The 19,754-nt window shown below is 72.1% G+C and carries 16 protein-coding genes; 11 read left to right on the top strand and 5 right to left on the bottom strand.

What is annotated here, in order from left to right; all coding sequences use genetic code 11:
* Window positions 1-251: 251 nt before the first annotated feature.
* From ACIBKX_RS39545 to ACIBKX_RS39535, 3 genes are all read left to right on the top strand, one after another.
* Window positions 252-1,085 (top strand): DUF4142 domain-containing protein, encoded by an 834-nt coding sequence (locus tag ACIBKX_RS39545; protein WP_363276661.1) that lies wholly within the window; start codon window positions 252-254, stop codon window positions 1,083-1,085.
* A gap of 69 nt (window positions 1,086-1,154) precedes the next feature.
* Window positions 1,155-1,916, top strand: coding sequence for a TIGR04222 domain-containing membrane protein (locus tag ACIBKX_RS39540; RefSeq protein WP_363276662.1), 762 nt, complete (start codon window positions 1,155-1,157; stop codon window positions 1,914-1,916).
* A 127-nt stretch (window positions 1,917-2,043) separates the two neighbouring features.
* Window positions 2,044-3,675, top strand: coding sequence for an alpha/beta hydrolase (locus ACIBKX_RS39535; protein ID WP_363276663.1), 1,632 nt, complete (start codon window positions 2,044-2,046; stop codon window positions 3,673-3,675).
* A gap of 150 nt (window positions 3,676-3,825) precedes the next feature.
* Here the strand turns inward: ACIBKX_RS39535 and hemQ are convergent, their stop codons facing one another.
* Together hemQ and hemG are read right to left on the bottom strand one after the other, a co-directional pair.
* Window positions 3,826-4,545 (bottom strand): hydrogen peroxide-dependent heme synthase, encoded by a 720-nt coding sequence (hemQ, locus tag ACIBKX_RS39530; RefSeq protein WP_363276664.1) that lies wholly within the window; start codon window positions 4,543-4,545, stop codon window positions 3,826-3,828.
* 4 nt (window positions 4,546-4,549) lie between these two features.
* Window positions 4,550-6,007 carry a protoporphyrinogen oxidase gene (gene hemG / locus ACIBKX_RS39525; protein ID WP_363276665.1) on the bottom strand — a complete coding sequence of 486 codons (1,458 nt, stop codon included), beginning with the start codon at window positions 6,005-6,007 and terminating at the stop codon, window positions 4,550-4,552.
* A 127-nt stretch (window positions 6,008-6,134) separates the two neighbouring features.
* On the opposite strand from hemG, the gene ACIBKX_RS39520 reads away from it, so the two are divergent.
* The gene (locus tag ACIBKX_RS39520; RefSeq protein WP_363276666.1) at window positions 6,135-7,091 is read left to right on the top strand and encodes a DUF4349 domain-containing protein; all 957 of its coding nucleotides are present in this window, start codon (window positions 6,135-6,137) and stop codon (window positions 7,089-7,091) included.
* 37 nt (window positions 7,092-7,128) lie between these two features.
* Window positions 7,129-8,517, top strand: coding sequence for an FAD-dependent oxidoreductase (locus ACIBKX_RS39515; protein WP_363276667.1), 1,389 nt, complete (start codon window positions 7,129-7,131; stop codon window positions 8,515-8,517).
* Window positions 8,518-8,605: 88 nt separating this feature from the next.
* Here ACIBKX_RS39515 and hemE read toward each other — a convergent pair whose 3' ends face one another.
* Window positions 8,606-9,673: a uroporphyrinogen decarboxylase gene (gene hemE / locus ACIBKX_RS39510; protein WP_363276668.1), complete on the bottom strand. Its 1,068-nt coding sequence runs from the start codon at window positions 9,671-9,673 to the stop codon at window positions 8,606-8,608.
* A gap of 121 nt (window positions 9,674-9,794) precedes the next feature.
* Here hemE and ACIBKX_RS39505 point away from each other — a divergent pair, with 121 nt between their 5' ends.
* The 3 genes from ACIBKX_RS39505 to ACIBKX_RS39495 all read left to right on the top strand — a co-directional run bounded on the left by ACIBKX_RS39505 (window position 9,795) and on the right by ACIBKX_RS39495 (window position 12,711).
* Complete coding sequence (locus ACIBKX_RS39505) at window positions 9,795-10,454, top strand: DUF3000 domain-containing protein (protein ID WP_363276669.1); 660 nt, start codon at window positions 9,795-9,797, stop codon at window positions 10,452-10,454.
* A gap of 238 nt (window positions 10,455-10,692) precedes the next feature.
* A complete protein-coding gene (locus tag ACIBKX_RS39500; RefSeq protein WP_016643199.1) occupies window positions 10,693-11,355 on the top strand; it encodes a response regulator transcription factor in 663 nt (220 codons plus the stop codon).
* Between the two features lie 78 nt (window positions 11,356-11,433).
* On the top strand, window positions 11,434-12,711 hold the full coding sequence (locus tag ACIBKX_RS39495) for a ribonuclease D (RefSeq protein ID WP_363276670.1): 1,278 nt from the start codon (window positions 11,434-11,436) through the stop codon (window positions 12,709-12,711).
* Between the two features lie 234 nt (window positions 12,712-12,945).
* On the opposite strand, the gene ACIBKX_RS39490 is transcribed toward ACIBKX_RS39495, so the two are convergent.
* On the bottom strand, window positions 12,946-14,214 hold the full coding sequence (locus ACIBKX_RS39490) for an NADH:flavin oxidoreductase/NADH oxidase family protein (RefSeq protein ID WP_363276671.1): 1,269 nt from the start codon (window positions 14,212-14,214) through the stop codon (window positions 12,946-12,948).
* Between the two features lie 111 nt (window positions 14,215-14,325).
* Here ACIBKX_RS39490 and ACIBKX_RS39485 point away from each other — a divergent pair, with 111 nt between their 5' ends.
* From ACIBKX_RS39485 to ACIBKX_RS39475, 3 genes are all read left to right on the top strand, one after another.
* Window positions 14,326-15,012: a TetR/AcrR family transcriptional regulator gene (locus ACIBKX_RS39485; RefSeq protein WP_363276672.1), complete on the top strand. Its 687-nt coding sequence runs from the start codon at window positions 14,326-14,328 to the stop codon at window positions 15,010-15,012.
* A gap of 103 nt (window positions 15,013-15,115) precedes the next feature.
* Entirely contained in the window at window positions 15,116-16,342 is a 1,227-nt protein-coding gene (locus ACIBKX_RS39480) for an acetyl-CoA C-acyltransferase (protein ID WP_363276673.1), read from the top strand.
* Window positions 16,339-18,474 carry a 3-hydroxyacyl-CoA dehydrogenase NAD-binding domain-containing protein gene (locus tag ACIBKX_RS39475; protein WP_363276674.1) on the top strand — a complete coding sequence of 712 codons (2,136 nt, stop codon included), beginning with the start codon at window positions 16,339-16,341 and terminating at the stop codon, window positions 18,472-18,474. Before ACIBKX_RS39480 ends, ACIBKX_RS39475 begins: the two co-directional genes overlap by 4 nt.
* Window positions 18,475-18,558: 84 nt before the next feature.
* Here ACIBKX_RS39475 and ACIBKX_RS39470 read toward each other — a convergent pair whose 3' ends face one another.
* Entirely contained in the window at window positions 18,559-19,656 is a 1,098-nt protein-coding gene (locus tag ACIBKX_RS39470) for a hypothetical protein (protein WP_363276675.1), read from the bottom strand.
* Window positions 19,657-19,754 lie beyond the last annotated feature (98 nt).

The raw sequence follows: 19,754 nt of genomic DNA, 5'->3' as shown, positions 1-19,754 counted from the left end.
GGCGTATCCCGAAAGAGCCTCCTCGCGGCGCACTAGGGTCTGTCCGGCGGATCTGGCCGCCTTTGCGGGGCGTTGCCCGCTCGATGCCGGTGAGCGGTGGTCTGGTGCGTGCAGCTGCAAGGCGGAGGAAGGCGGCGACGCGGAGCGCCGGCAACCGACGACAACGCCGCAGATGTGCGTGCCAGACCACCGCGTCCCAGGCAAGATCCGCCGGGCAGGGCCTGGCGTGCGGTGCCGCAACAGGAGGCGTCATGCGATCCATCAACGGCACCGGCCTGATCGTCGCGGGGCTCGTCGCGACCCTGGCCGCGCTGCTCTTCCCCCTCTGGTCGTACGAGGACCGCTCGGGCACCGCCCTGGACAGACTCGACGCGGAGACCGTGTCGACCGACTTCGGCCCGCTCTCCGCGCTCGACCGCGACTTCATCACCAAGGTCCGGCTCGCGGGCCTGTGGGAACTGCCCGCGGGGCAGCAGGCTGAGGAGCGCGGCACCACCAAGGCCGTACAGACCGCGGGCGAGCATCTCGTCGAGGGGCACACGTTCCTGGACGCGCGGGTGCGCGAGGTGGCGGCGCGGCTCGACCTCGAACTGCCCAACCAGCCGACCTCGCAGCAGCGCGACTGGCTCGACGAACTGAGCGACGCGCGCGGCGGGACGTACGACGAGAGATTCGCGAACATCCTGCGCGCCGCGCACGGCAAGGTCTTCTCGGTGGTCGCCGAGGTCCGTGCGACCACCCGGAACTCGCTGGTGCGCGCGCTCGCGGACGACGCGAACACGACCGTCCTCGACCACATCACGGTGCTCGAAGGGACGGGCCTGGTCGACTTCGACGATCTGGCGCGGGACTCCGCGCGGACCCGCCCCGACCCGGTGACCCGCTCCCCCGCCCCGCCGGGCCCGACGGACTCCCCGTCCCCGGCCACCCCGGTCTCCCCCTCGCCCACGTTCCCGCTGCCACCACCGGCGTCCCGCCCCAAGCCGACGAAGCCCCCGGAGCCGTCGAGTTCCAAGGAGAAGAACAAGGAGGACAAGGGGAGCAAGGGGAGCAAGGATGAAAAGGGGGACAAGAAGGGCAGGTAGCAGGCCACCCGGCGTCCGCATGGTGAATAAGGCGTGGCGCGATCCCGCCCCCTCGCATAGAACACCGGCATGTTCTGGCTCCCCCTGCTTCTGCTGGCCTGCGCCGTGTCGGCCCTGTCCTGTGCCCGGCTCTGCCTCGTCGCGTACCGCACCGCCCCGCGCGACGCGGCCGCGGAGCACGGCCGTGAACTGACGCTGTACGAGGCCGCGTTCCTCTCCGGCGGCCCGGCCCGCGTCACCGACCTCACCCTGGTGTCGATGGCCCGCGCCCGGCGGCTGCTGCTCGCCCGCACCGGCTGGGCCACGGTGGTCGACCCGGTGGGCGGCGACGACCTGGAGCGGTGCGTGCTCGACGCGATAGGGCCCGCGGGGCAGTCGCCGATAGCGCCGGTGCGCAAGGCGACAGCCGCCACCGAGGCGATGCGTGCCCTGGCGGACCGGCTGGTCGCGGCGGGGCTCGCACTGCCGGACGGCACCTGGTCGGGGGCGGCGGGAGCGGTCCGGCAGGTGTGGGCGACGGCCGTGGCGGTGGTCGCGCTCGGCACCACCGCGGTCCTGATGCCCACTCAGCAGGCGGACGCCCCGGATGTGCCCGTGCCGGTGTGGTTCGCGCTGCCCCTCGTGGTCGACCTGGCCTGTCTCGCCGTGGCCCGCTTCGAGATCCACCCCTACCCCCGCTGGGCCTCGCCCGCCGGGCAGCGACTGCTGGGTGCGCTGCCGGCGCGCGGCGGCGATCTCGCCGCGGTCGCCGTGCGCGGCACCCGCGCGCTGGCCGACCCGGAGCTGCGGGCCGCGTTCGCGCACCGGGATACGGCGCATCGGGGGCATTGAGCCGACACCGCCGGGCCGGTGCTTTACTTCGCCAATTACCGAACGAATCATCCCTTTTGTTCGATCAACGCTCGTTGTTCGATCACTTCGATCAACGCACGGCCGAATGAAGGGATGCAGAAGAGCGATGAGAGCAGCAGCCGCCCTCTACGGAACCGCCGGATCCTTGGTCCTGACCGCACTCGTCGCCGCCCCCACGGGAAGCGCGTCCGCGGCCGGCACCTCTCCCCACGTCACCTCCCCCTACCCCCAGGCGCACGGCACCGTCGTCGCCGCCCGGCGCGCCAAGGCGGCCGGCATCCGCTTCGGCGCCTGCGCCGAAGCGGAGGGCCTGCCGCCGTCCGTCCGCTGCGGCACCGTCACCGTGCCGCTCGACTACGCCGAACCGGACGGCAAGCAGATCAAGCTGACGGTCAGTCGCGTCAAGGCGACCCAGAAGGCGGCGGGCCGCGCGAAGGGGGTGAAGCGCCAGGGCGCGCTCGTCTTCAACCCCGGCGGCCCCGGCGGCTCCGGCATGTACTTCCCGGTGGTCGGGATGATGCCGGAGTGGAAGCGCATCGCCGCCGCGTACGACCTCGTCGGCTACGCCCCGCGCGGTGTCGGCCGCTCGGCGCCGATCTCCTGCCAGGACCCGAAGGACCACGGCAAGGCGCCCACCGAGTCGCCGACCCACCCGGACGCCGCGTACAAGCTGAAGCGGGTCGCGGAGGCGAAGGCCTACGCGCAGGGCTGCGCCAAGCGCTCGGGCGCGGGGCTGCGGCACTTCAACAGCATCAACAACGCCCGTGACCTGGAGGTGCTGCGGGCCGCGCTCGGCGAGCGGAAGCTGACCTTCATGGGTGCTTCGTACGGCACCTACTACGGCGCCGTGTACGCCTCGCTCTTCCCCTCGCACGTACGCCGCATGGTCTTCGACTCCGCGGTCAACCCCGACCCGGCGCAGATCTGGTACCACAACAACCTCGACCAGTCGGCGGCGTTCGAGCAGCGCTGGGGCGACTTCCGCGCCTGGGTGGCCAAGCACGACAAGACGTACCACCTGGGCAAGACGCCGCAGGAAGTCCTCGACAACTACGAGAAGGTCCGCGCCGAGCTGGCAAAGAAGCCCGCGGGCGGCAAGGTCGGCCCCGGCCAGCTGCAGTCGTCGTATCTCCAGGCCGGGTACTACGACGACTACTGGCCGTCCCGCGCATCGGCGCTCTCCGCGTATCTGAAGGGCGACCCGAAGCAGCTGATCGAGCAGGCGTCGCCCGAGCCGAAGGCGGCGAAGGAGCAGGAGAACGGCAACGCGGTCTACACGGCCGTCGAGTGCAACGACGCGACGTGGCCGACGGACTTCAAGACCTGGAACCGCGACAACTCACGCCTCGCGCGCCTCGCGCCGTTCGAGACGTGGGACAACGTCTGGATGAACCTGCCCTGCGCGTACTGGCCGGCGCCCCGGCAGCGCCCGGTGGACGTCCGCACCAGCGAGGGCGAGCTGCCCCCGACACTGATCCTGGCCGCCGAGCGGGACGCGGCGACGCCGTACGAGGGAGCGCGGGAGCTGAACCGCAGGCTGAAGGGTTCGGTCCTGGTGACCGAACGGGAGGCGGGCACGCACGGCATCGCGGGCGGCCCCAACCCATGCGTCAACGGGCACCTGGAGGCCTACCTCCTGGAGGGCAGGCTCCCCGTGCGGCGCGCGGCGTGCGCACCGCACAAGGAGCCCGAGCCGCTGTCCGGCGAGCGGGCGGCGGCACTGCCCAGGGAGCGTTAGGGCCCGTCCGGCGGATCTGGCCGACTCCTGTGGGCGGCGGCGCGGAGCGTCGGCAACTGACGACAACGCCGCAGACGCGCGTGCCAGACCACCGCGTCCCAGGCAAGATCCGCCGGACAGGCCCTAGCCCACGGCGGTGGCGGGCTCGGCTCAGGCGAGACCCGCCACCAGGTCCGCCACGGACTTGCGGCGACCGGTGTAGAACGGCACCTCTTCGCGGACGTGCATCCGGGCCTCGGAAGCGCGCAGGTGACGCATCAGGTCGACGATGCGGTACAGCTCGTCGGCCTCGAAGGCCAGCATCCACTCGTAGTCGCCGAGCGAGAAGGAGGCGACGGTGTTGGCGCGCACGTCGGGGTAGCCGCGGGCCATCATGCCGTGGTCCTTGAGCATGCGGCGACGGTCCTCGTCGGGCAGCAGGTACCAGTCGTAGGAGCGCACGAAGGGGTAGACGCTGACGTAGTTGCGCGGCGTCTCGTCGGCCAGGAAGGCCGGGATGTGCGACTTGTTGAACTCGGCGGGGCGGTGCAGCGCCATGTTCGACCAGACCGGCTCCAGGGTGCGGCCCAGCTTGGTGCGGCGGAAGAGGTTGTAGGCCTCCTGGAGCTCGTCGCTCGTCTCCGCGTGCCACCAGATCATGATGTCGGCGTCGGCGCGGAGCCCCGACACGTCGTACGTGCCGCGGACGGTGATGTCCTTGGCGGCGAGCTGGTCGAACAGCTCCTGGACCTCGTCGGCGTAGCCGCTCCGGTCCTCGGGCAGCACATCGCGCAGCTTGAAGACGGACCACAGCGTGTAGCGGATGACCTCGTTGAGGTCCTTGGCCTTCTTGCCGGCGTTGGGGGTCTTGGCGGGGGCGTCGTCACTCATGGCTCTATTCTCCTCCGCCGCCGTGCAGACTCTGCACCGGGTTGCGGGTCAGCTCGTCCACCCCCGCAAGATCGCCGCCCAGCTGGTCCACCGCGGCGTACGCGCTCGCGATGCACGCGGGGACGCCCACTCCGTCGTACGCCGCTCCGCACACGGCGAGGCCGGGCAGCTTGGCCACGTGTTCGCGGACGCGGGCCACGCGCGCGTGGTGGCCGACGGGGTACTGCGGGAGTCCGTCGTGCCAGCGGTTGACGCGGGTGGCGACGGGGGCGGCGGCCAGGCCGGTGGCGGCGCGCAGGTCCCGCCGGGACAGCTCGACGAGCTCGGTGTCGTCCCGCTCCAGGACGGCGCTCTCTCCGTAGCGGCCCACTGAGGTGCGCAGGACCAGCAGACCGGGGTCCTCGTCCGCGATCCAGCCCCATTTGCGCGAGGCGAAGGTGGACGCCTTGATCGTGTGCCCGTCGACGGGCGGCACGAGAAAACCGCTGCCTTCGGGGAGGTCGATTTCGCTGCGGCGGTAGGCGAGCGTCATCAGGGCCATGGAGGCGTATTCGACGGCGGCCAGCTCGGCGGCGGCAGCGGGGGCCTCGACGCCGAGGAGCGCGGCGGCGGCGTACGCGGGCACGGCGACGATCACGCCGTCGGCGGCGATGACCTCGTCCCCCACGACGACGCGCCAGCCGTCCTCGGCGCGCCGCAGCTCGGTGACCGCTGCCTCCATCCGGATCTCGCCGCCCCGCGCCCGCACCGAGTCCGCGACGGCGAGCGGCAGCGTGCCGACACCCCCCTCGATGCCCATGAACACGGGTCCGGTCTGCTGGTTCTTCGCGGCGCGCGCCTGGATCTCGCGTACGCCCTCGGTGAGCGAGGCATGGCGGCGGGCCGCCTCGAAGAGCTGCGGTACGGCCGAGCGCATCGAGATGCGGTAGGCGTCCCCGGCGTAGACCCCGCCCAGGAGCGGCTCCACGAGGCGGTCGACGACCTCGCGGCCGAGGCGCGCGGCGACATACTCGCCGACCGCCACGTCGTCGCCGACGTCGGTGGCCGGAAGCTCGCGGTCCTGCTCGATGCGGTGCAGTCCTTCGTCGGAGAGCACCCCGGCGAGCGCGGAGGCGTCGCCTGGCACGCCCATGACGTGGCCCTTGGGCATCGGGCGCAGGGCGCCGCGGGTCCAGATCGCGGCGGTCGCGGTCGCGGGCGACTGAAGGCGGTCGGCGAGGCCCACCTCGCGGGCGAGGGCCACGGCCTCCGGGCGGCGGGCCAGCAGCGACTCGGCGCCGAGGTCGACGCGGACGCCCTCGATCTCGCCGGGGAGCAGCTTGCCGCCGAGCCGGCCGGAGGCCTCCAGGACGGTCACGCGGGCTCCGGTGCCGAGCAATCGGTGGGCGGCGGCGAGACCGGCGATCCCGCCTCCGATGACGACGACATGGCCCGTACCCGTACGTGTGTCCGTTTCGCGCATGCCCCCCACTCTACGAGCCGCGCGAGTCCCGACCGTGACCCCATCGGGACCGGTCGGCAACCATCGTTCCGGTCCCCTCCGGCGTCAAAGGAGCAACAGTCACCACGACCCTCGGGGGTACGTCGACATGCACACGTCCAGCACGTCCAGGCATCGCGCCGTCCGGGCGCTCTCGGCCCTCCTGATCGCCCTCGCCCTCGCGCTCGCCGGGTGCAGCGCGTCCGGCGACGACGACGGCGGCGACAAGGCGGCGGGCGGTGCCGCCCGGGACGAGGCGGCGGCGTCGGACGGCAAGGGGGTGGGCGGCGGGCAGGCGGACAAGTCCGGCGCCAAGAAGCCTCCGAAGCTCACCGGCACGCACATCATCCGCACCGCGACGCTGACCGTCCGGGTCAAGGACGTACCGAAGGCGCTCGACGAGGCGCGGGCGGCGGCCACGGACGCGGGCGGTGTCGTCGGCGACGAGACGACGGACCGCGACGGGCGCGGCCACGAGCGCTCCCGCATCGTCCTGCGGGTCCCGCAGGACAGGTACGAGGATGTCCTCAAGTCCCTTGAGGGGACAGGGAAGCTGATCGAGCGGAACGCCAAGGCGCAGGACGTCACGGACCAGGTCGTGGACGTCGAGAGCCGCGTCAAGTCGCAGCGGGCGAGCGTGGCGCGGGTGCGGGAGCTGATGGACAAGGCGACGAAGCTGAGCGATGTGGTCACCCTGGAAGGGGAGTTGAGCAGCCGGCAGGCGGAGCTGGAGTCGCTGCTCGCACAGCAGGCCTCGCTGAAGGACCGGACGAGCATGTCGACGATCACGCTGTCGCTCAGTGAGACCGCCCAGAAGGCGGGCGCCGGGGACGACGACGATCCGACGTTCGTGGACGCGCTGTCCGGCGGCTGGGACGCCTTCGTGACGATGCTGCGCTGGCTGGCGGTCGCGCTCGGCGCGGTCCTGCCGTTCGTGGCGGTGGCGGCGCTGCTGCTCGTGCTGTGGCAGCGGCTGCTGCGGCCCCGGCTGCCGCGCCGCCCCGCGGTGACACCGGCGGCACAGTCTCCGGCACCGGCACCGGCCTCGGAGGGCGACGACGACTGACCCGCCGTCAACTGACCGCGCGCCGTAGCGTGTGCACATGAGGAGTAGCGCGAGAGAGCGACTGGTGGTCATCGGGGGCGACGCGGCGGGCATGTCCGCCGCGTCGCAGGCACGCAGGCTCAAGGGCCCGGAGGAGCTGGAGATCGTCGCGTTCGAGCGCGGCCACTTCACCTCGTACTCGGCCTGCGGCATCCCCTACTGGGTGGGCGGCGACGTCCCTTCGCGGGACGAGCTGATCGCGCGTACGCCCGAGGAGCACCGGGCACGCGACATCGACCTGCGGATGCGGACGGAGGTCACGGAGATCGATCCGGCGGGCCGCCGGGTCCGCACCCGGGACCTGGAGTCGGGGGCCGAGGACTGGACCACGTACGACAAACTCGTGATCGGCACCGGCGCGCGGCCGATCCGTCCGCCGCTGCCGGGCATCGACGCGCCCGGCGTGCACGGGGTGCAGACCCTGGACGACGGCCAGGCGCTCCTGAACACCCTCGCGGACACACCGGGCCGCAGGGCGGTGGTCATCGGCGCGGGCTACATCGGCGTCGAGATGGCGGAGGCGCTGATCCAGCGGCGCTACGAGGTGACGGTCGTGAACCGGGGCGCCGAGCCGATGTCGACGCTCGACCCGGACATGGGCCGCCTGGTGCACGAGGCGATGACCGGACTGGGCATCGAGATGGTGAACGGCGCCGAGGTCACCAAGATCCTGACCGGTGAGGACGGCCGGGTGCGGGCGGTGGCCACGGAGGACGCCGAGTATCCGGCGGACGTGGTGGTGCTCGGCATCGGCGTACGCCCCGAGACGGAGCTGGCCCGTGCGGCGGGCCTCCCCCTCGGCGAGCACGGCGGGCTGCTCACGGACCTCGCGATGCGGGTGCGCGGCCAGGACGACATCTGGGCGGGCGGCGACTGCGTGGAGGTGCTCGACCTGGTCGCGGGCCGCGAGCGGCACATCGCGCTCGGCACGCACGCCAACAAGCACGGCCAGGTCATCGGCTCGAACGTGGGCGGGAGCTACGCGACCTTCCCCGGAGTCGTCGGCACGGCCGTCAGCAAGGTGTGCGACCTGGAGATCGCCCGCACCGGCCTGCGCGAGAAGGACGCGCGGGCGGCGGGCCTGCGGTACGTGACGGTGACCATCGAGTCGACGAGCCGCGCGGGCTACTACCCCGGCGCCGCCCTGATGACGGTGAAGATGCTCGCCGAGCGGGGCTCGGGGCGGCTGCTCGGCGTGCAGATCGTGGGCCGCGAGGGCGCCGCCAAGCGCGTCGACATCGCGGCGGTGGCGCTGACGGCGCGGATGACGGTGGAGCAGATGACCGCGCTCGACCTCGGGTACGCCCCGCCGTTCTCACCGGTGTGGGACCCGGTCCTGGTGGCGGCCCGCAAGGCGGTCGCGGCGGTGCGGGCGGCGGGGGTCTGAGCCGTCCTTGTACGGAGGGGACCAGAGCGGCCCCTCGTACAGAAACGGTCCCTGCCCGATCGGGCAGGGACCGTTTTCAGACATCTTTTCAGACGCTTGTGCGCGTGTGGACGTGCTCCACGAGCCGCGTCAGGGCGTCCGGGTCCGTCGACGGCAGGACGCCGTGACCGAGGTTGAAGATGTGCCCCTCCAGGCCGGACGCGGCGGCGAGCACCTCCTCCGTCTTGGCCTCGACCGCCTCGCGCGAGGAGAAGAGGACCGCCGGGTCCAGGTTGCCCTGCAGCGCCTTGCCGGGGCCGACCCTGCGGGCCGCCTCGTCCATCGGCACCCGCCAGTCGACGCCCACGACGTCCGCGCCCGCCTCGCCCATCAGCCCGAGCAGCTCGCCCGTACCGACACCGAAGTGGATGCGCGGCACTCCGTACGAGGCGACCGCGTCGAACACCTTCTTCGACGCGGGCATCACGGAGCGCCGGTAGTCGGCGGGGGCCAGCGCGCCCACCCACGAGTCGAAGAGCTGCACGGCGCTCGCGCCGGCCTCGATCTGCACCTTCAGGAAGGCGCCGGTGATCTCCGCGAGCCGGTCGAGCAGCTCGGCCCAGAGCTCCGGGTCGCCGTACATGAGCGCCTTGGTGTGCTCGTGGTTACGGCTCGGACCGCCCTCGACCAGGTAGCTCGCGAGGGTGAAAGGCGCACCGGCGAATCCGATGAGCGGCGTCGAGCCCAGCTCGGCGGTGAGCAGGCCGATCGCCTCGGTGACGTAGTGCACGTCCTCGGGCGTCAGGTCCCGCAGCTGCGCGAGGTCGGCGCGCGAGCGGATCGGGTTGGCGACGACCGGGCCGATGCCCGGCTTGATGTCGAGGTCGATGCCGATGGCCTTCAGCGGTACGACGATGTCGCTGAAGTAGATCGCGGCGTCGACCTTGTGGCGGCGCACGGGCTGCAGCGTGATCTCCGTGACCAGCTCCGGCATCATGCAGGACTCCAGCATGGCCGTGCCCTCGCGCACCTTGCGGTACTCGGGAAGTGAGCGCCCCGCCTGCCGCATGAACCAGACCGGCGTGTGCGGCACGGCCTCACGCCGGCAGGCCTTCATGAAGGCTGAGTCGTACGTCGCTGCGTTCTTCTGGCCCGCGGGGCTGTTGTTGGCACTCACGCGCAAAGTCTCGCACGGGCCCGCGCGGCCCCCGCCCCGAGGGACACCCTGCCTTGACCGGGCCCCCTCTCACGGGTGTCTCTCCCTGCGCGAAGCCGCCGTTCCCCTTAATCTTCCCCGCATGGCTGCGGCTCAGGGACAACGGTCGGACGGCGCTGGCGAGATGGAAAGTACGGAGGGGAAGGTGGCGGAATCGGCTCCGTTGCCCTTCCGCGCGGCGGTCGACGCACTGCGCGGGGCACGGCTTCGGCCTGAGATCGAGATCGACCCGACGCGGCCGCCGCAGCGCCTCGCCCCGCACGCGTACGCGCTGGAGGCGGCGGTGGTCGACGGCGACGACGATCTGGCGGACGGCCGCCTGGTGCTGCTGCACGACCCGGCGGGGCACGACGCCTGGCAGGGCACGTTCCGTCTCGTCACGCTGGTGCGCGCGGAGCTGGAGCCGGAGATGGCGGCGGACCCGCTGCTTCCCGAGGTGTGCTGGTCGTGGCTGACGGGTGCGCTGCAGGCGCGCGGTCTGTTCTGCGGGGCGCCCAGCGGCACGGTCACGCGCGCCGGGTCGCACTACTTCGGCGGGCTCGCCCAGCGTCCGCCCGCCTCGCAGATCGAGATCCGGGCCTCGTGGACACCGCGCGAGGGGCTCGGCGGGGTGCCGGACACGGCGGCGCATCTGGCGGCGTGGTGCGATCTGCTCTGCCAGGTGGCGGGGCTGCCGCCGGCGGCGCAGGGCGACGGATCGGTGGTGTCGCTGCCGCAGCGACGGGGCCCACAGAGTCCTTGAGGATCGTTTCTGATCCACCCTCAAGGATCGCTTCTGAACGACTCCGGCCGGACTCCGATTCGGGTTGATCTTCGGATGATCGATCATGTGTCCGAATGGTCCGAATTGTTACTCACCAAATCGTGATCATTCCCTAAAGGCGGGCGGGTTTGGTGCCGAAGAGGTGGGTGACCTTGAAAGCACGGTTCGTCCCGGCTTCATCCCCGAGCCGGTTCCGTCCCGCACCCCAGGAGGCCTGGTGTCCGTTCTCCTCGAGCAGCCCGCAAGCCTGGTCGCCTACCGCCCGAACAAGCCGACCGCCATGGTCGTCGTGGCCGACCCACGTGTCCGCTCCACCGTCACCCGCCACCTGTGGGCGCTCGGTGTGCGCGACGTGATCGAGGCCTCGTCGATCGCGGAGGCTCGTCCCCGCATCGGCAACCCCCGTGACATCTGCGTCGCAGACGTCCACCTCCCCGACGGCTCCGGCCTGACGCTCCTGTCCGAAACCCGCGCGGCCGGCTGGCCCAACGGCCTCGCGCTCTCCGCCGCCGACGACATCGGTGCCGTACGCAACGCCCTCGCGGGCGGCGTGAAGGGCTATGTCGTCACCGGTACCCGTACCAATGTCGGTCTCCCCACCCGTCCCGGCGCCGCGCCCATCGGCTCGGCCGCCGCCCGAATGCACCGCCGGCCGCCCGGCACCCCGAGCCACCCCGGCGGCTACCGCGAGCTGTCGGGCCGCGAGGTGGAGGTGCTCCGCCTCGTCGCCGAGGGCCAGTCGAACAAGGCCATCGGCGTCTCGATGGGGCTCTCCGCCCTGACCGTGAAGAGTCACCTGGCCCGTATCGCGCGCAAGCTCGGCACGGGTGACCGGGCCGGGATGGTGGCGGTGGCGCTGCGCACCGGAATCATCCACTGACTCATTTACACCCCTCGCACACCCGTCGACGGAACGTTCCGTCGACGGGTGCTGTGCATACACAGATACCCTTGACAGGTGACCGACGCCCAAGAGACCGCAGCAGACAGTTCACTGCGAACCACCGGAGGCGGCCCTCCGGAAGACGACGGCCTCTCTTCCAAAGGGCTGCCGATCCCTTTGCTGGAGCCCCGTGACGGCATCCCGCCGGTGGTCGCCGACGAGGCCGCGCTCGCCGCGGTGATCGCCGCTTTCGCCGCAGGCAGCGGCCCCGTGGCCGTGGACGCCGAGCGCGCGTCCGGCTACCGGTACGGCCAGCGGGCCTACCTCGTGCAGATGCGCCGCGAAGGCGCGGGCAGCACCTTGATCGACCCCGTGGCCTGCCCCGACCTCTCCGGGTTCGGCGAGGCGATCTCCGGCGTGGAGTGGGTGCTGCACGCCGCCACTCAGGATCTTCCGTGCCTCCGCGAAATAGGCATGATCCCGACCAGCATCTTCGACACGGAGCTCGCGGGGCGGCTCGCCGGGTTCCCCCGCGTCGGCCTCGGCGCGATGGTCGAGAGCGTGCTCGGCTTCGTCCTGGAGAAGGGCCACTCGGCCGTCGACTGGTCCACGCGTCCGCTGCCCGAGCCGTGGCTCCGCTATGCGGCGCTGGACGTGGAACTCCTCGTCGACCTGCGCGACGCCCTGGAGAAGGAGCTCGACCGGCAGGGCAAGCTGGAGTGGGCCCGCGAGGAGTTCGACGCGATCGCCTCCGCGCCGCCCGCGCCGCCGCGCAAGGATCCCTGGCGGCGTACGTCCGGGATGCACAAGGTGCGCCGTCGCCGCCAGATGGCGGTCGTACGGGAACTGTGGACCGCGCGCGACAAGGTGGCCCAGCGGCGTGACGTGTCGCCGGGCAAGGTGCTGAGCGACGCGGCGATCGTCGAGGCGGCGCTGTCGCTGCCGCCGAACGTGCACGCGCTGGCCGGGCTCTCCGGGTTCGGGCACCGCATGGGGCGGCGCCAGCTGGAGCAGTGGCAGTCCGCGGTGGACCGCGCGAAGGCGCTGCCGGACTCGGAGCTTCCGCAGCCGGGACAGGCCGTCGCGGGCCCGCCGCCGCCGCGCTCCTGGGCGGACCGCGACCCTGCGGCAGCGGCCCGCCTCTCCGCCGCCCGCGCGGCGGTCTCGGCGCTGGCCGAGGAGCTGAACATGCCCCAGGAGAACCTGATCACTCCGGACACGGTCCGCCGCGTCTGCTGGGAGCCGCCGGCTCAGGTGAACCCGGACACGGTCGCCGCGGCCCTCGCGTCCCACGGCGCCCGCGCCTGGCAGATCACCCGGGTCACACCGGATCTGGTCACGGCTCTCACCTGAGCCGCGGCCCGACGCCGGGCCTCTGCCACCCACCCGATCACCCCGCGGCCCGGGGGGCGGGTGGTGTCCAGGTCTCCCACGAGCCGCTTCGCGAGCAGTTCGGAGGAGGCGGGGTTCTGTCCGGTGCAGAGATTGCGGTCGACTTCCATGAAGGGGCGCAGGGCAGGCGTCCCTTGCGGTGGTCGGCGCCGCTTCTTCGCCGCGGGCGGTGGTGGGCTTGCGGGCGCGCGGCGGTCAATCGGCCGCCCGGCTCGTCGTCGTGCCGGTGCGCCGGGACGCGGTCAGCCAGGTGCGGTAGCGGCGGAGCGCGCGGCGCTGCTGGAGTTGCTCGGAGAGCAGGGCGCGCGCCGGGTGGACGCCGGGCCTGGGGGTGTTGCCGCGGGCGACGCGGCGCATCTGGTGGCGGACCTGGGCCATGGTGGCGGCCGAGGCGAGGGCCTTGTCGGACCAGGTCACCGGCCGCAGTTGCCGGTCGGCCTCGCGGCCGCCGCGCCAGCGGTCGGGCAGGTCAGGGGCGACGGAGAGGGCGGTGCCCACGCCGACGAGCGCCACCCCGCCGTCGAGCACCGCCTCGGCGGTCTCGCGGCGGGTGATGCCGCCGGTGAGCATCAGGGGCAGCGGGCTCACCGTGACCAAGTCCTTGGCCAGGTCGAGGAAGTAGGCCTCCCGGGCCCGGGTGCGCCCATCCGCGGGGCGGCCGGTCATCGCCGGACTCTCATAGCTGCCGCCGGACAGTTCGACCAGGTCGACACCGAGCGGCTCCAGCATCTCGATCACCTGGCGCGCGTCGTCGGCGTCGAACCCGCCGCGCTGGAAGTCGGCGGAGTTGAGCTTCACCCCGACCCCGAACGACGGCGAGACGGCGGCACGCACGGCACGGACGACGTCCAGCAGCATGCGGGCCCGGTTCTCCAGCGACCCGCCCCATGCGTCGGTGCGCGTGTTGACCAGCGGGGACAGGAACTGCGACAGCAGGTAGCCGTGCGCGGCGTGGACCTCCACACCGTCGAAGCCCGCCTGCTCGGCGCGGTGGGCCGCCACCGCGAACCGGGTCACCGTCGCGTCGATCTGCGCGGGGGTCATGGCGAGGGGGCGGCCGAACCGGCCGCTGTGCCGGCCCAGGTCGACGCCCACGTCCGACGGCCCCCATACGACTCCCGGCATACCGGCCTGCACTTGGCGGCCGGGATGGTTGAGCTGCATCCAGATCGCCCCACCACCCGACTTGCCGGCCTCGGCCCACTCGGCGAACGGCTTCAGCGGCGCCGCCTCGTCGAGCACGACTCCCGCGGGTCCGGTCAGCGCCTCGGCGTGCACCATGACATTGCCGGTGATCAGCAGTCCGGCGCCACCCGCGGCCCAGCGCCGGTACAGCGCCGACAGGTGCCGGCCGGGCAACTGCCCTTCGTCGGCCAGGTTTTCCTCCATGGCCGCCTTCGCGATCCGATTGCCCAGCACCTGCCCGGAACGCAGGGCCAACGGCGAGAACAGCTCGCTGGTCATCCGAATCCCTCTCTGCTCGCTCGACCGCTCGGAGCGGTCACGTAGACTGTGTATGCACTGCTCACATTAATCAGAGAATGTAAGCAGTGCATACACGAGAGGGCGTGACCTGTGCCACAGGCAACCGCGTACCACCACGGCGACCTGCATGCCGCCTGCCTGCGTGCCGCACGCGAACTACTGGAGGAGGACGGCAGCGCCGCCCTGTCGATGCGGGCCGTCGCGCGGCGCGCGGGCGTATCGCCGACCGCTCCCTACCGCCACTTCCCGGACCGCGAAGCGCTCGTCTCCGCAGTCGCGGCCGAGGGCTACCGCGAACTCACCGAGCACCTGGCCGCGGCCCACCCCTCACCCGCGACCCCCGAGGAGCTCTCGGCGGTCGCCGTCGCCTACGTCCGCTTCGCACTGGACCATCCCGCGCTGTTCCGGGCGATGTTCGCCGAGCCCTGCGACCCCGCCAACGAGGAGCGGATCGCCGCGACCGCGGCCATCGCGGAGTACGTCCGCGACATCGTCCGCCGCACCTTCCCCGGCGCCGACCCGGACGCCCTGTGGACATCGGTGTGGGCGCTCGCCCACGGCCTGGCGTTCCTGCACCTGGACGGCAAGTTCGACGCCGCCACCCCCCAGGCGGTCGCCGACCAGGTCCACACCGCGGTCCTCGCACTGTTCAGCGCCGCTCCGGCACTCCCGCAGGCGAGCGCCACGGGGCCCGGGAGTGCGTCGGCCGGCGAGGGGGACGGCCGCTCAGCGCCCGGGGCACCGCAGCGACATTCAGCCACCCCACCCCAAGTGTGACCTTCGCCTCCCCGGAGCGGGACTGGGCAGCCTAGTTACCGACAAGTAGCATGGGAAGCGGAAGCGCGCCGCAGGCGCACCCGCACCCTGGAGGAGAGCCATCGTGCCTCGTACCGTCAGGGACGTCGTCTTCGTGGATGGCGTCCGCACCCCGTTCGGCAAGGCGGGCCCGAAGGGCATCTACCACGAGACCCGTGCGGATGACCTCATCGTGAAGGCCATCCGGGAGCTGCTGCGCCGCAACCCGGCCCTCGACCCCGCCAAGATCGACGAGGTCGCCATCGCCGCGACCACGCAGATCGGCGACCAGGGTCTGACGCTGGGCCGCACGGCGGGCATCCTCGCCGGGCTCCCGCAGTCCGTGCCGGGTTACTCCATCGACCGCATGTGTGCGGGCGCCCTGACCGCCGTGACGGCGACCGCGGGCTCCATCGCGTTCGGCGCGTACGACGCCGTCATCGCCGGTGGCGTCGAGCACATGGGCCGCCACCCCATGGGCGAGGGCGTCGACCCGAACCCGCGGTTCGTGAGCGAGAAGCTCGTCGACGAGTCCGCCCTCTTCATGGGCATGACCGCCGAGAACCTGCACGACCGCTACCCCACCATCACCAAGCAGCGCGCCGACGAGTACGCCGTGCGCTCGCAGGAGAAGGCCGCCAAGGCGTACGCCGACGGCAAGATCCAGCAGGACCTGGTGCCGGTCTCGGTGCGTCGCACCAACGCGGAGGCCGGTGAGACCGGTTGGGGCCTCGCCACCACCGACGAGCCGATGCGCCCGGGTACGACCCTGGAGAGCCTCGCGGGCCTCAAGACGCCGTTCCGTACGCACGGCCGCGTCACCGCCGGCAACGCCGCGGGCCTGAACGACGGCGCCACCGCCTCGATCATCGCCTCCGAGGACTTCGCCCGCGAGAACAACCTCCCGGTGAAGATGCGCCTCGTGTCGTACGCCTTCACGGGTGTCGAGCCCGAGGTCATGGGCTACGGCCCGATCCCGGCCACGGAGAAGGCGCTCGCCCAGGCGGGCCTGTCCATCTCCGACATCGGTCTCTTCGAGATCAATGAGGCCTTCGCCGTCCAGGTGCTCGCCTTCCTCGAGCACTACGGCATCGCCGACGACGACGCGCGCGTCAACCAGTACGGCGGCGCCATCGCCTACGGCCACCCCCTCGCCTCCTCCGGCGTACGTCTGATGACGCAGCTGGCGCGGCAGTTCGAGGAGCAGCCCGAGGTCCGCTACGGCCTGACCACGATGTGCGTCGGCTTCGGCATGGGCGCCACGGTCATCTGGGAGAACCCGAACCACAAGGACGCCGGAGGCGAGAAGTGAGCACCCCCACCACCGCTGAGCTTCTGAAGGGCGCAGCCGAGCTGTTCCCCGACGAGGTCGTCACGCAGGCGCACGTACGCCACCTCGACCTGCCGGCCGGCGCCGGGCGCTTCGCGCTCATCACGCTCGACAACGGCTTCGACCACACCAAGCCGACCACCTTCGGCCCCGGCTCGCTGGCGAACCTGAACGCCGCCATCGACCAGGTCGAGAAGGAGGCCGCCGAGGGCACGATCGTCGGCGTCGGCATCACCGGCAAGCCGTTCATCTTCGCCGTCGGCGCCGACCTCAAGGGCGTGGAGATCCTCAAGCGCCACGAGGACGCGCTCGTCATCGGCAAGAGCGGTCACGACGTCTTCAAGCGTCTGTCCGGGCTCGCCGTGCCGTCCTTCGCGTACTACAACGGTGCCGCGATGGGCGGTGGCGTCGAGGTCGGTCTGCACTGCTCGTACCGCACCGTCTCCAAGGCGCTGCCCGCGTTCTCGCTGCCCGAGGTCTTCCTCGGCCTGGTCCCGGGCTGGGGCGGCTGCGCGCTGCTCCCCAACCTGATCGGCGCCGACAAGGCCGTCTCGGTCATCATCGAGAACTCGCTGAACCAGAACCGCCAGCTCAAGGGCAAGCAGGTCTTCGAGCTCGGCATCGCCGACGCGCTCTTCGAGGGCGCCGACTTCCTGGAGCAGTCGCTGATCTGGACGGCCTCCGTCCTGGACGGCTCGCTCACGGTGGAGCGCCCCGAGATCGACCGCGGCGAGGGCTGGGACGCCGCCGTCGCGCGCGGCCGCGGCATCGCCGACTCCAAGGTGCACGGCGCGGCCCCGGCCGCCTACCGCGCCCTGGAGATCATCGAGGCCGCCAAGGACGGCGACCTGCAGAAGGGCTTCGACGCCGAGGACGTCGCGCTCGCCGACCTCATCATGGGCGGCGAACTGCGCAGCGGGCTCTACGCGTTCAACCTCGTGCAGAAGCGCGCGAAGCGTCCGGCCGGTGCGCCGGACAAGAACCTGGCGCGTCCGGTCACCAAGGTCGGCGTCGTCGGCGCCGGTCTGATGGCCTCGCAGCTCGCGCTGCTCTTCCTGCGCCGACTCGAGGTGCCGGTCGTCCTGACCGACATCGACCAGGAGCGCGTCGACAAGGGTGTGGGCTACGTCCACGCCGAGATCGACAAGCTGCTCCTCAAGGGCCGCGTCAACCAGGACAAGGCCAACCGCCTCAAGGGTCTTGTCTCCGGTGTGCTCGACAAGGCCGAGGGCTTCTCCGACGCGGACTTCATCATCGAGGCCGTCTTCGAGGAGATCGGCGTCAAGCAGCAGGTGTTCGCGGAGGTGGAGGCCGTCGCTCCGGCGCACGCCATCCTCGCCACCAACACCTCCTCGCTGTCGGTGAGCGAGATGGCGTCGAAGCTCAAGCACCCCGAGCGGGTCGTCGGCTTCCACTTCTTCAACCCGGTCGCGATCCTCCCGCTCCTGGAGATCGTCCGCGGCGAGCAGACCGACGACGCCTCGCTGGCCACGGCCTTCGGTGTCGCCAAGAAGCTGAAGAAGACCGCCGTTCTGGTCAAGGACGCCCCGGCGTTCGTCGTGAACCGCATCCTCACCCGCTTCATGGGCGAGATCCAGAACGTCATCGACGAGGGCACCCCGGTCGCCGTCGCCGAGAAGGCCGTCGAGCCGCTCGGTCTGCCGATGTCGCCGCTGGTTCTGCTCGAGCTGGTCGGTCCCGCCATCGGTCTGCACGTCTCCGAGACCCTGAACCGCGCCTTCCCGGAGCGCTTCACCGTCTCCCCGAACCTCGCTGCCGTCGTCAAGGCCGGCAAGCGCGGCTTCTACGTGTACGACTCCGGCAAGCCGGAGCTGGACCCCGAGGTCGCCGCCCTCCTCAAGCAGGGCGACTCCGTCCTGACCGAGGAGCAGACCCGCGACCGCGTGCTCGACGCCGTGGCGCAGGAGATCGGGCTCATGCTCGACGAGGGCGTCGTCGCCGAGGCGCAGGACATCGACCTGTGCCTGATCACCGGCGCGGGCTGGCCCTTCCACCTGGGCGGCATCACGCCGTACCTGGACCGGGCCGGCGTCAGCGAGCGGGTCATCGGCAAGAAGTTCCTCGCGCAGGGCGTGGCCAGCGTTCCCGCGTAACCACCTCGTGCTGAGAGAGGGGGCCCGGTCGGCAGCTGCCGACCGGGCCCCCTTCGCCGTTCCCGGGTCCGTCCGGGCAGCGGGTCAGACCCGCTCCCACGCCCCCAACGCGAGCCCCGGCTCCGCCTTCTGCCGCGCGAGGCACAGCGCGCCGTCCACGCCGATCGCCGCGAGCACCACCCGGCCCCGGGCATCCAGGGCCGCCGACGGGGAGCCCAGACAGGGCTCGCCGGTCTCGGACCACCACAGGCCCGCCTCCTCGCGCTCCGTGGGGAACCCCGCGAGCGCCGGGCGTCCCGTCCGGGTGCGGTGGGCGAGGACCGTGCAGTCGTGGCCGTCGATCGTCGTGCGCAGGGCGGCCGTGGGGCCGGTGTCCGGGGAGCCGCCCAGCGGGATCGCGGCGGCGCCGGGGCGGTGGGCCAGGACGTCCGTGCCGGTCGCGTCGGCCGCGTAGTACGTGAGGGTGTCCTCGGCGGTCTCCAGGGCCGCGCCCGAGCCGGGGGCCGGGGCCAGCGGGATGTCGTCCCCGCGCACCAGGTCGCCGCCCTGCTTCTCCTGGGACCAGTGCAGCGTCTTGTCCTTCGCGGGCCCGAAGACCTCCACACGGCCCGTCGACGTGGCGACGGCGACGATGCCGTCGAGGACCTGGCGGACCTTGAAGTCCTTCCAGCCCTCCCACTTGCCGCCCTTGCCCTCGCGCCGCAGCCGGACGCTGTTCACGGCGTCCCGCACGAAGACATGGACGGTGCCCGCCGCGTCCACCGCGACCGCGGGGGCGCCCAGGCGCGGGGCCCGCTCGACCATCTTGGTGTGCGGATTGCCGAGCGAGCGCCAGTCCATCAGGGGCCGTCCCGACTGGTACTGGATGCTGTGTACGACGTCGACGTCCGCGCCGCGCCGCCGCAGCCCGACGAAGTGGACGTATCCGTCGGCCCCTTGGGCGAGCGTGAGGTGCGTGACGTCCGGCGCCTCGAAGAAGTCGGGGCCCGTCCAGTCGGGGCCGCCGGGGCGGATCTCCGTCCAGCGCAGCAGCCCGCCGTCCGTGCGGGCGTACGCGGTGAGCCGGCCGTCCTTGCCGCGCAGCAGCCAGCGGGCGGTCTCGGGGGTGCCCGTCGCCACGCGGCCTGCGGCGGCCGGGTCGGCGGACTCCCGTCCGGGCCTGGGAGCGGACCTCTGCGGCATGAGTCGGCGCCGGCCTTCCTACGAGCGTGCGTCTTCCGGGGCTGCCACGGGTTCTTCAGCCCCCCTTTAGTCTACGTTTGCCTGGATCAACCGCTGGC

It is taken from the genome of Streptomyces sp. NPDC050658 (assembly GCF_044457025.1).
In the GTDB taxonomy this organism is placed as follows: Bacteria; Actinomycetota; Actinomycetes; order Streptomycetales; family Streptomycetaceae; genus Streptomyces.
This window is presented reverse-complemented; position numbering and strand designations above follow the sequence as displayed.

Bases quoted from the DNA above. Each gene is read 5' to 3' on its own strand.
- ACIBKX_RS39545 (WP_363276661.1), top strand. From the start codon at position 252: ATGCGATCCATCAACGGCACCGGCCTGATCGTCGCGGGGCTCGTCGCG.
- ACIBKX_RS39540 (WP_363276662.1), top strand. From the start codon at position 1,155: ATGTTCTGGCTCCCCCTGCTTCTGCTGGCCTGCGCCGTGTCGGCCCTG.
- ACIBKX_RS39535 (WP_363276663.1), top strand. From the start codon at position 2,044: ATGAGAGCAGCAGCCGCCCTCTACGGAACCGCCGGATCCTTGGTCCTG.
- hemQ (WP_363276664.1), bottom strand. From the start codon at position 4,545: ATGAGTGACGACGCCCCCGCCAAGACCCCCAACGCCGGCAAGAAGGCC.
- hemG (WP_363276665.1), bottom strand. From the start codon at position 6,007: ATGCGCGAAACGGACACACGTACGGGTACGGGCCATGTCGTCGTCATC.
- ACIBKX_RS39520 (WP_363276666.1), top strand. From the start codon at position 6,135: ATGCACACGTCCAGCACGTCCAGGCATCGCGCCGTCCGGGCGCTCTCG.
- ACIBKX_RS39515 (WP_363276667.1), top strand. From the start codon at position 7,129: ATGAGGAGTAGCGCGAGAGAGCGACTGGTGGTCATCGGGGGCGACGCG.
- ACIBKX_RS39505 (WP_363276669.1), top strand. From the start codon at position 9,795: ATGGCTGCGGCTCAGGGACAACGGTCGGACGGCGCTGGCGAGATGGAA.
- ACIBKX_RS39490 (WP_363276671.1), bottom strand. From the start codon at position 14,214: ATGACCAGCGAGCTGTTCTCGCCGTTGGCCCTGCGTTCCGGGCAGGTG.
- ACIBKX_RS39470 (WP_363276675.1), bottom strand. From the start codon at position 19,656: ATGCCGCAGAGGTCCGCTCCCAGGCCCGGACGGGAGTCCGCCGACCCG.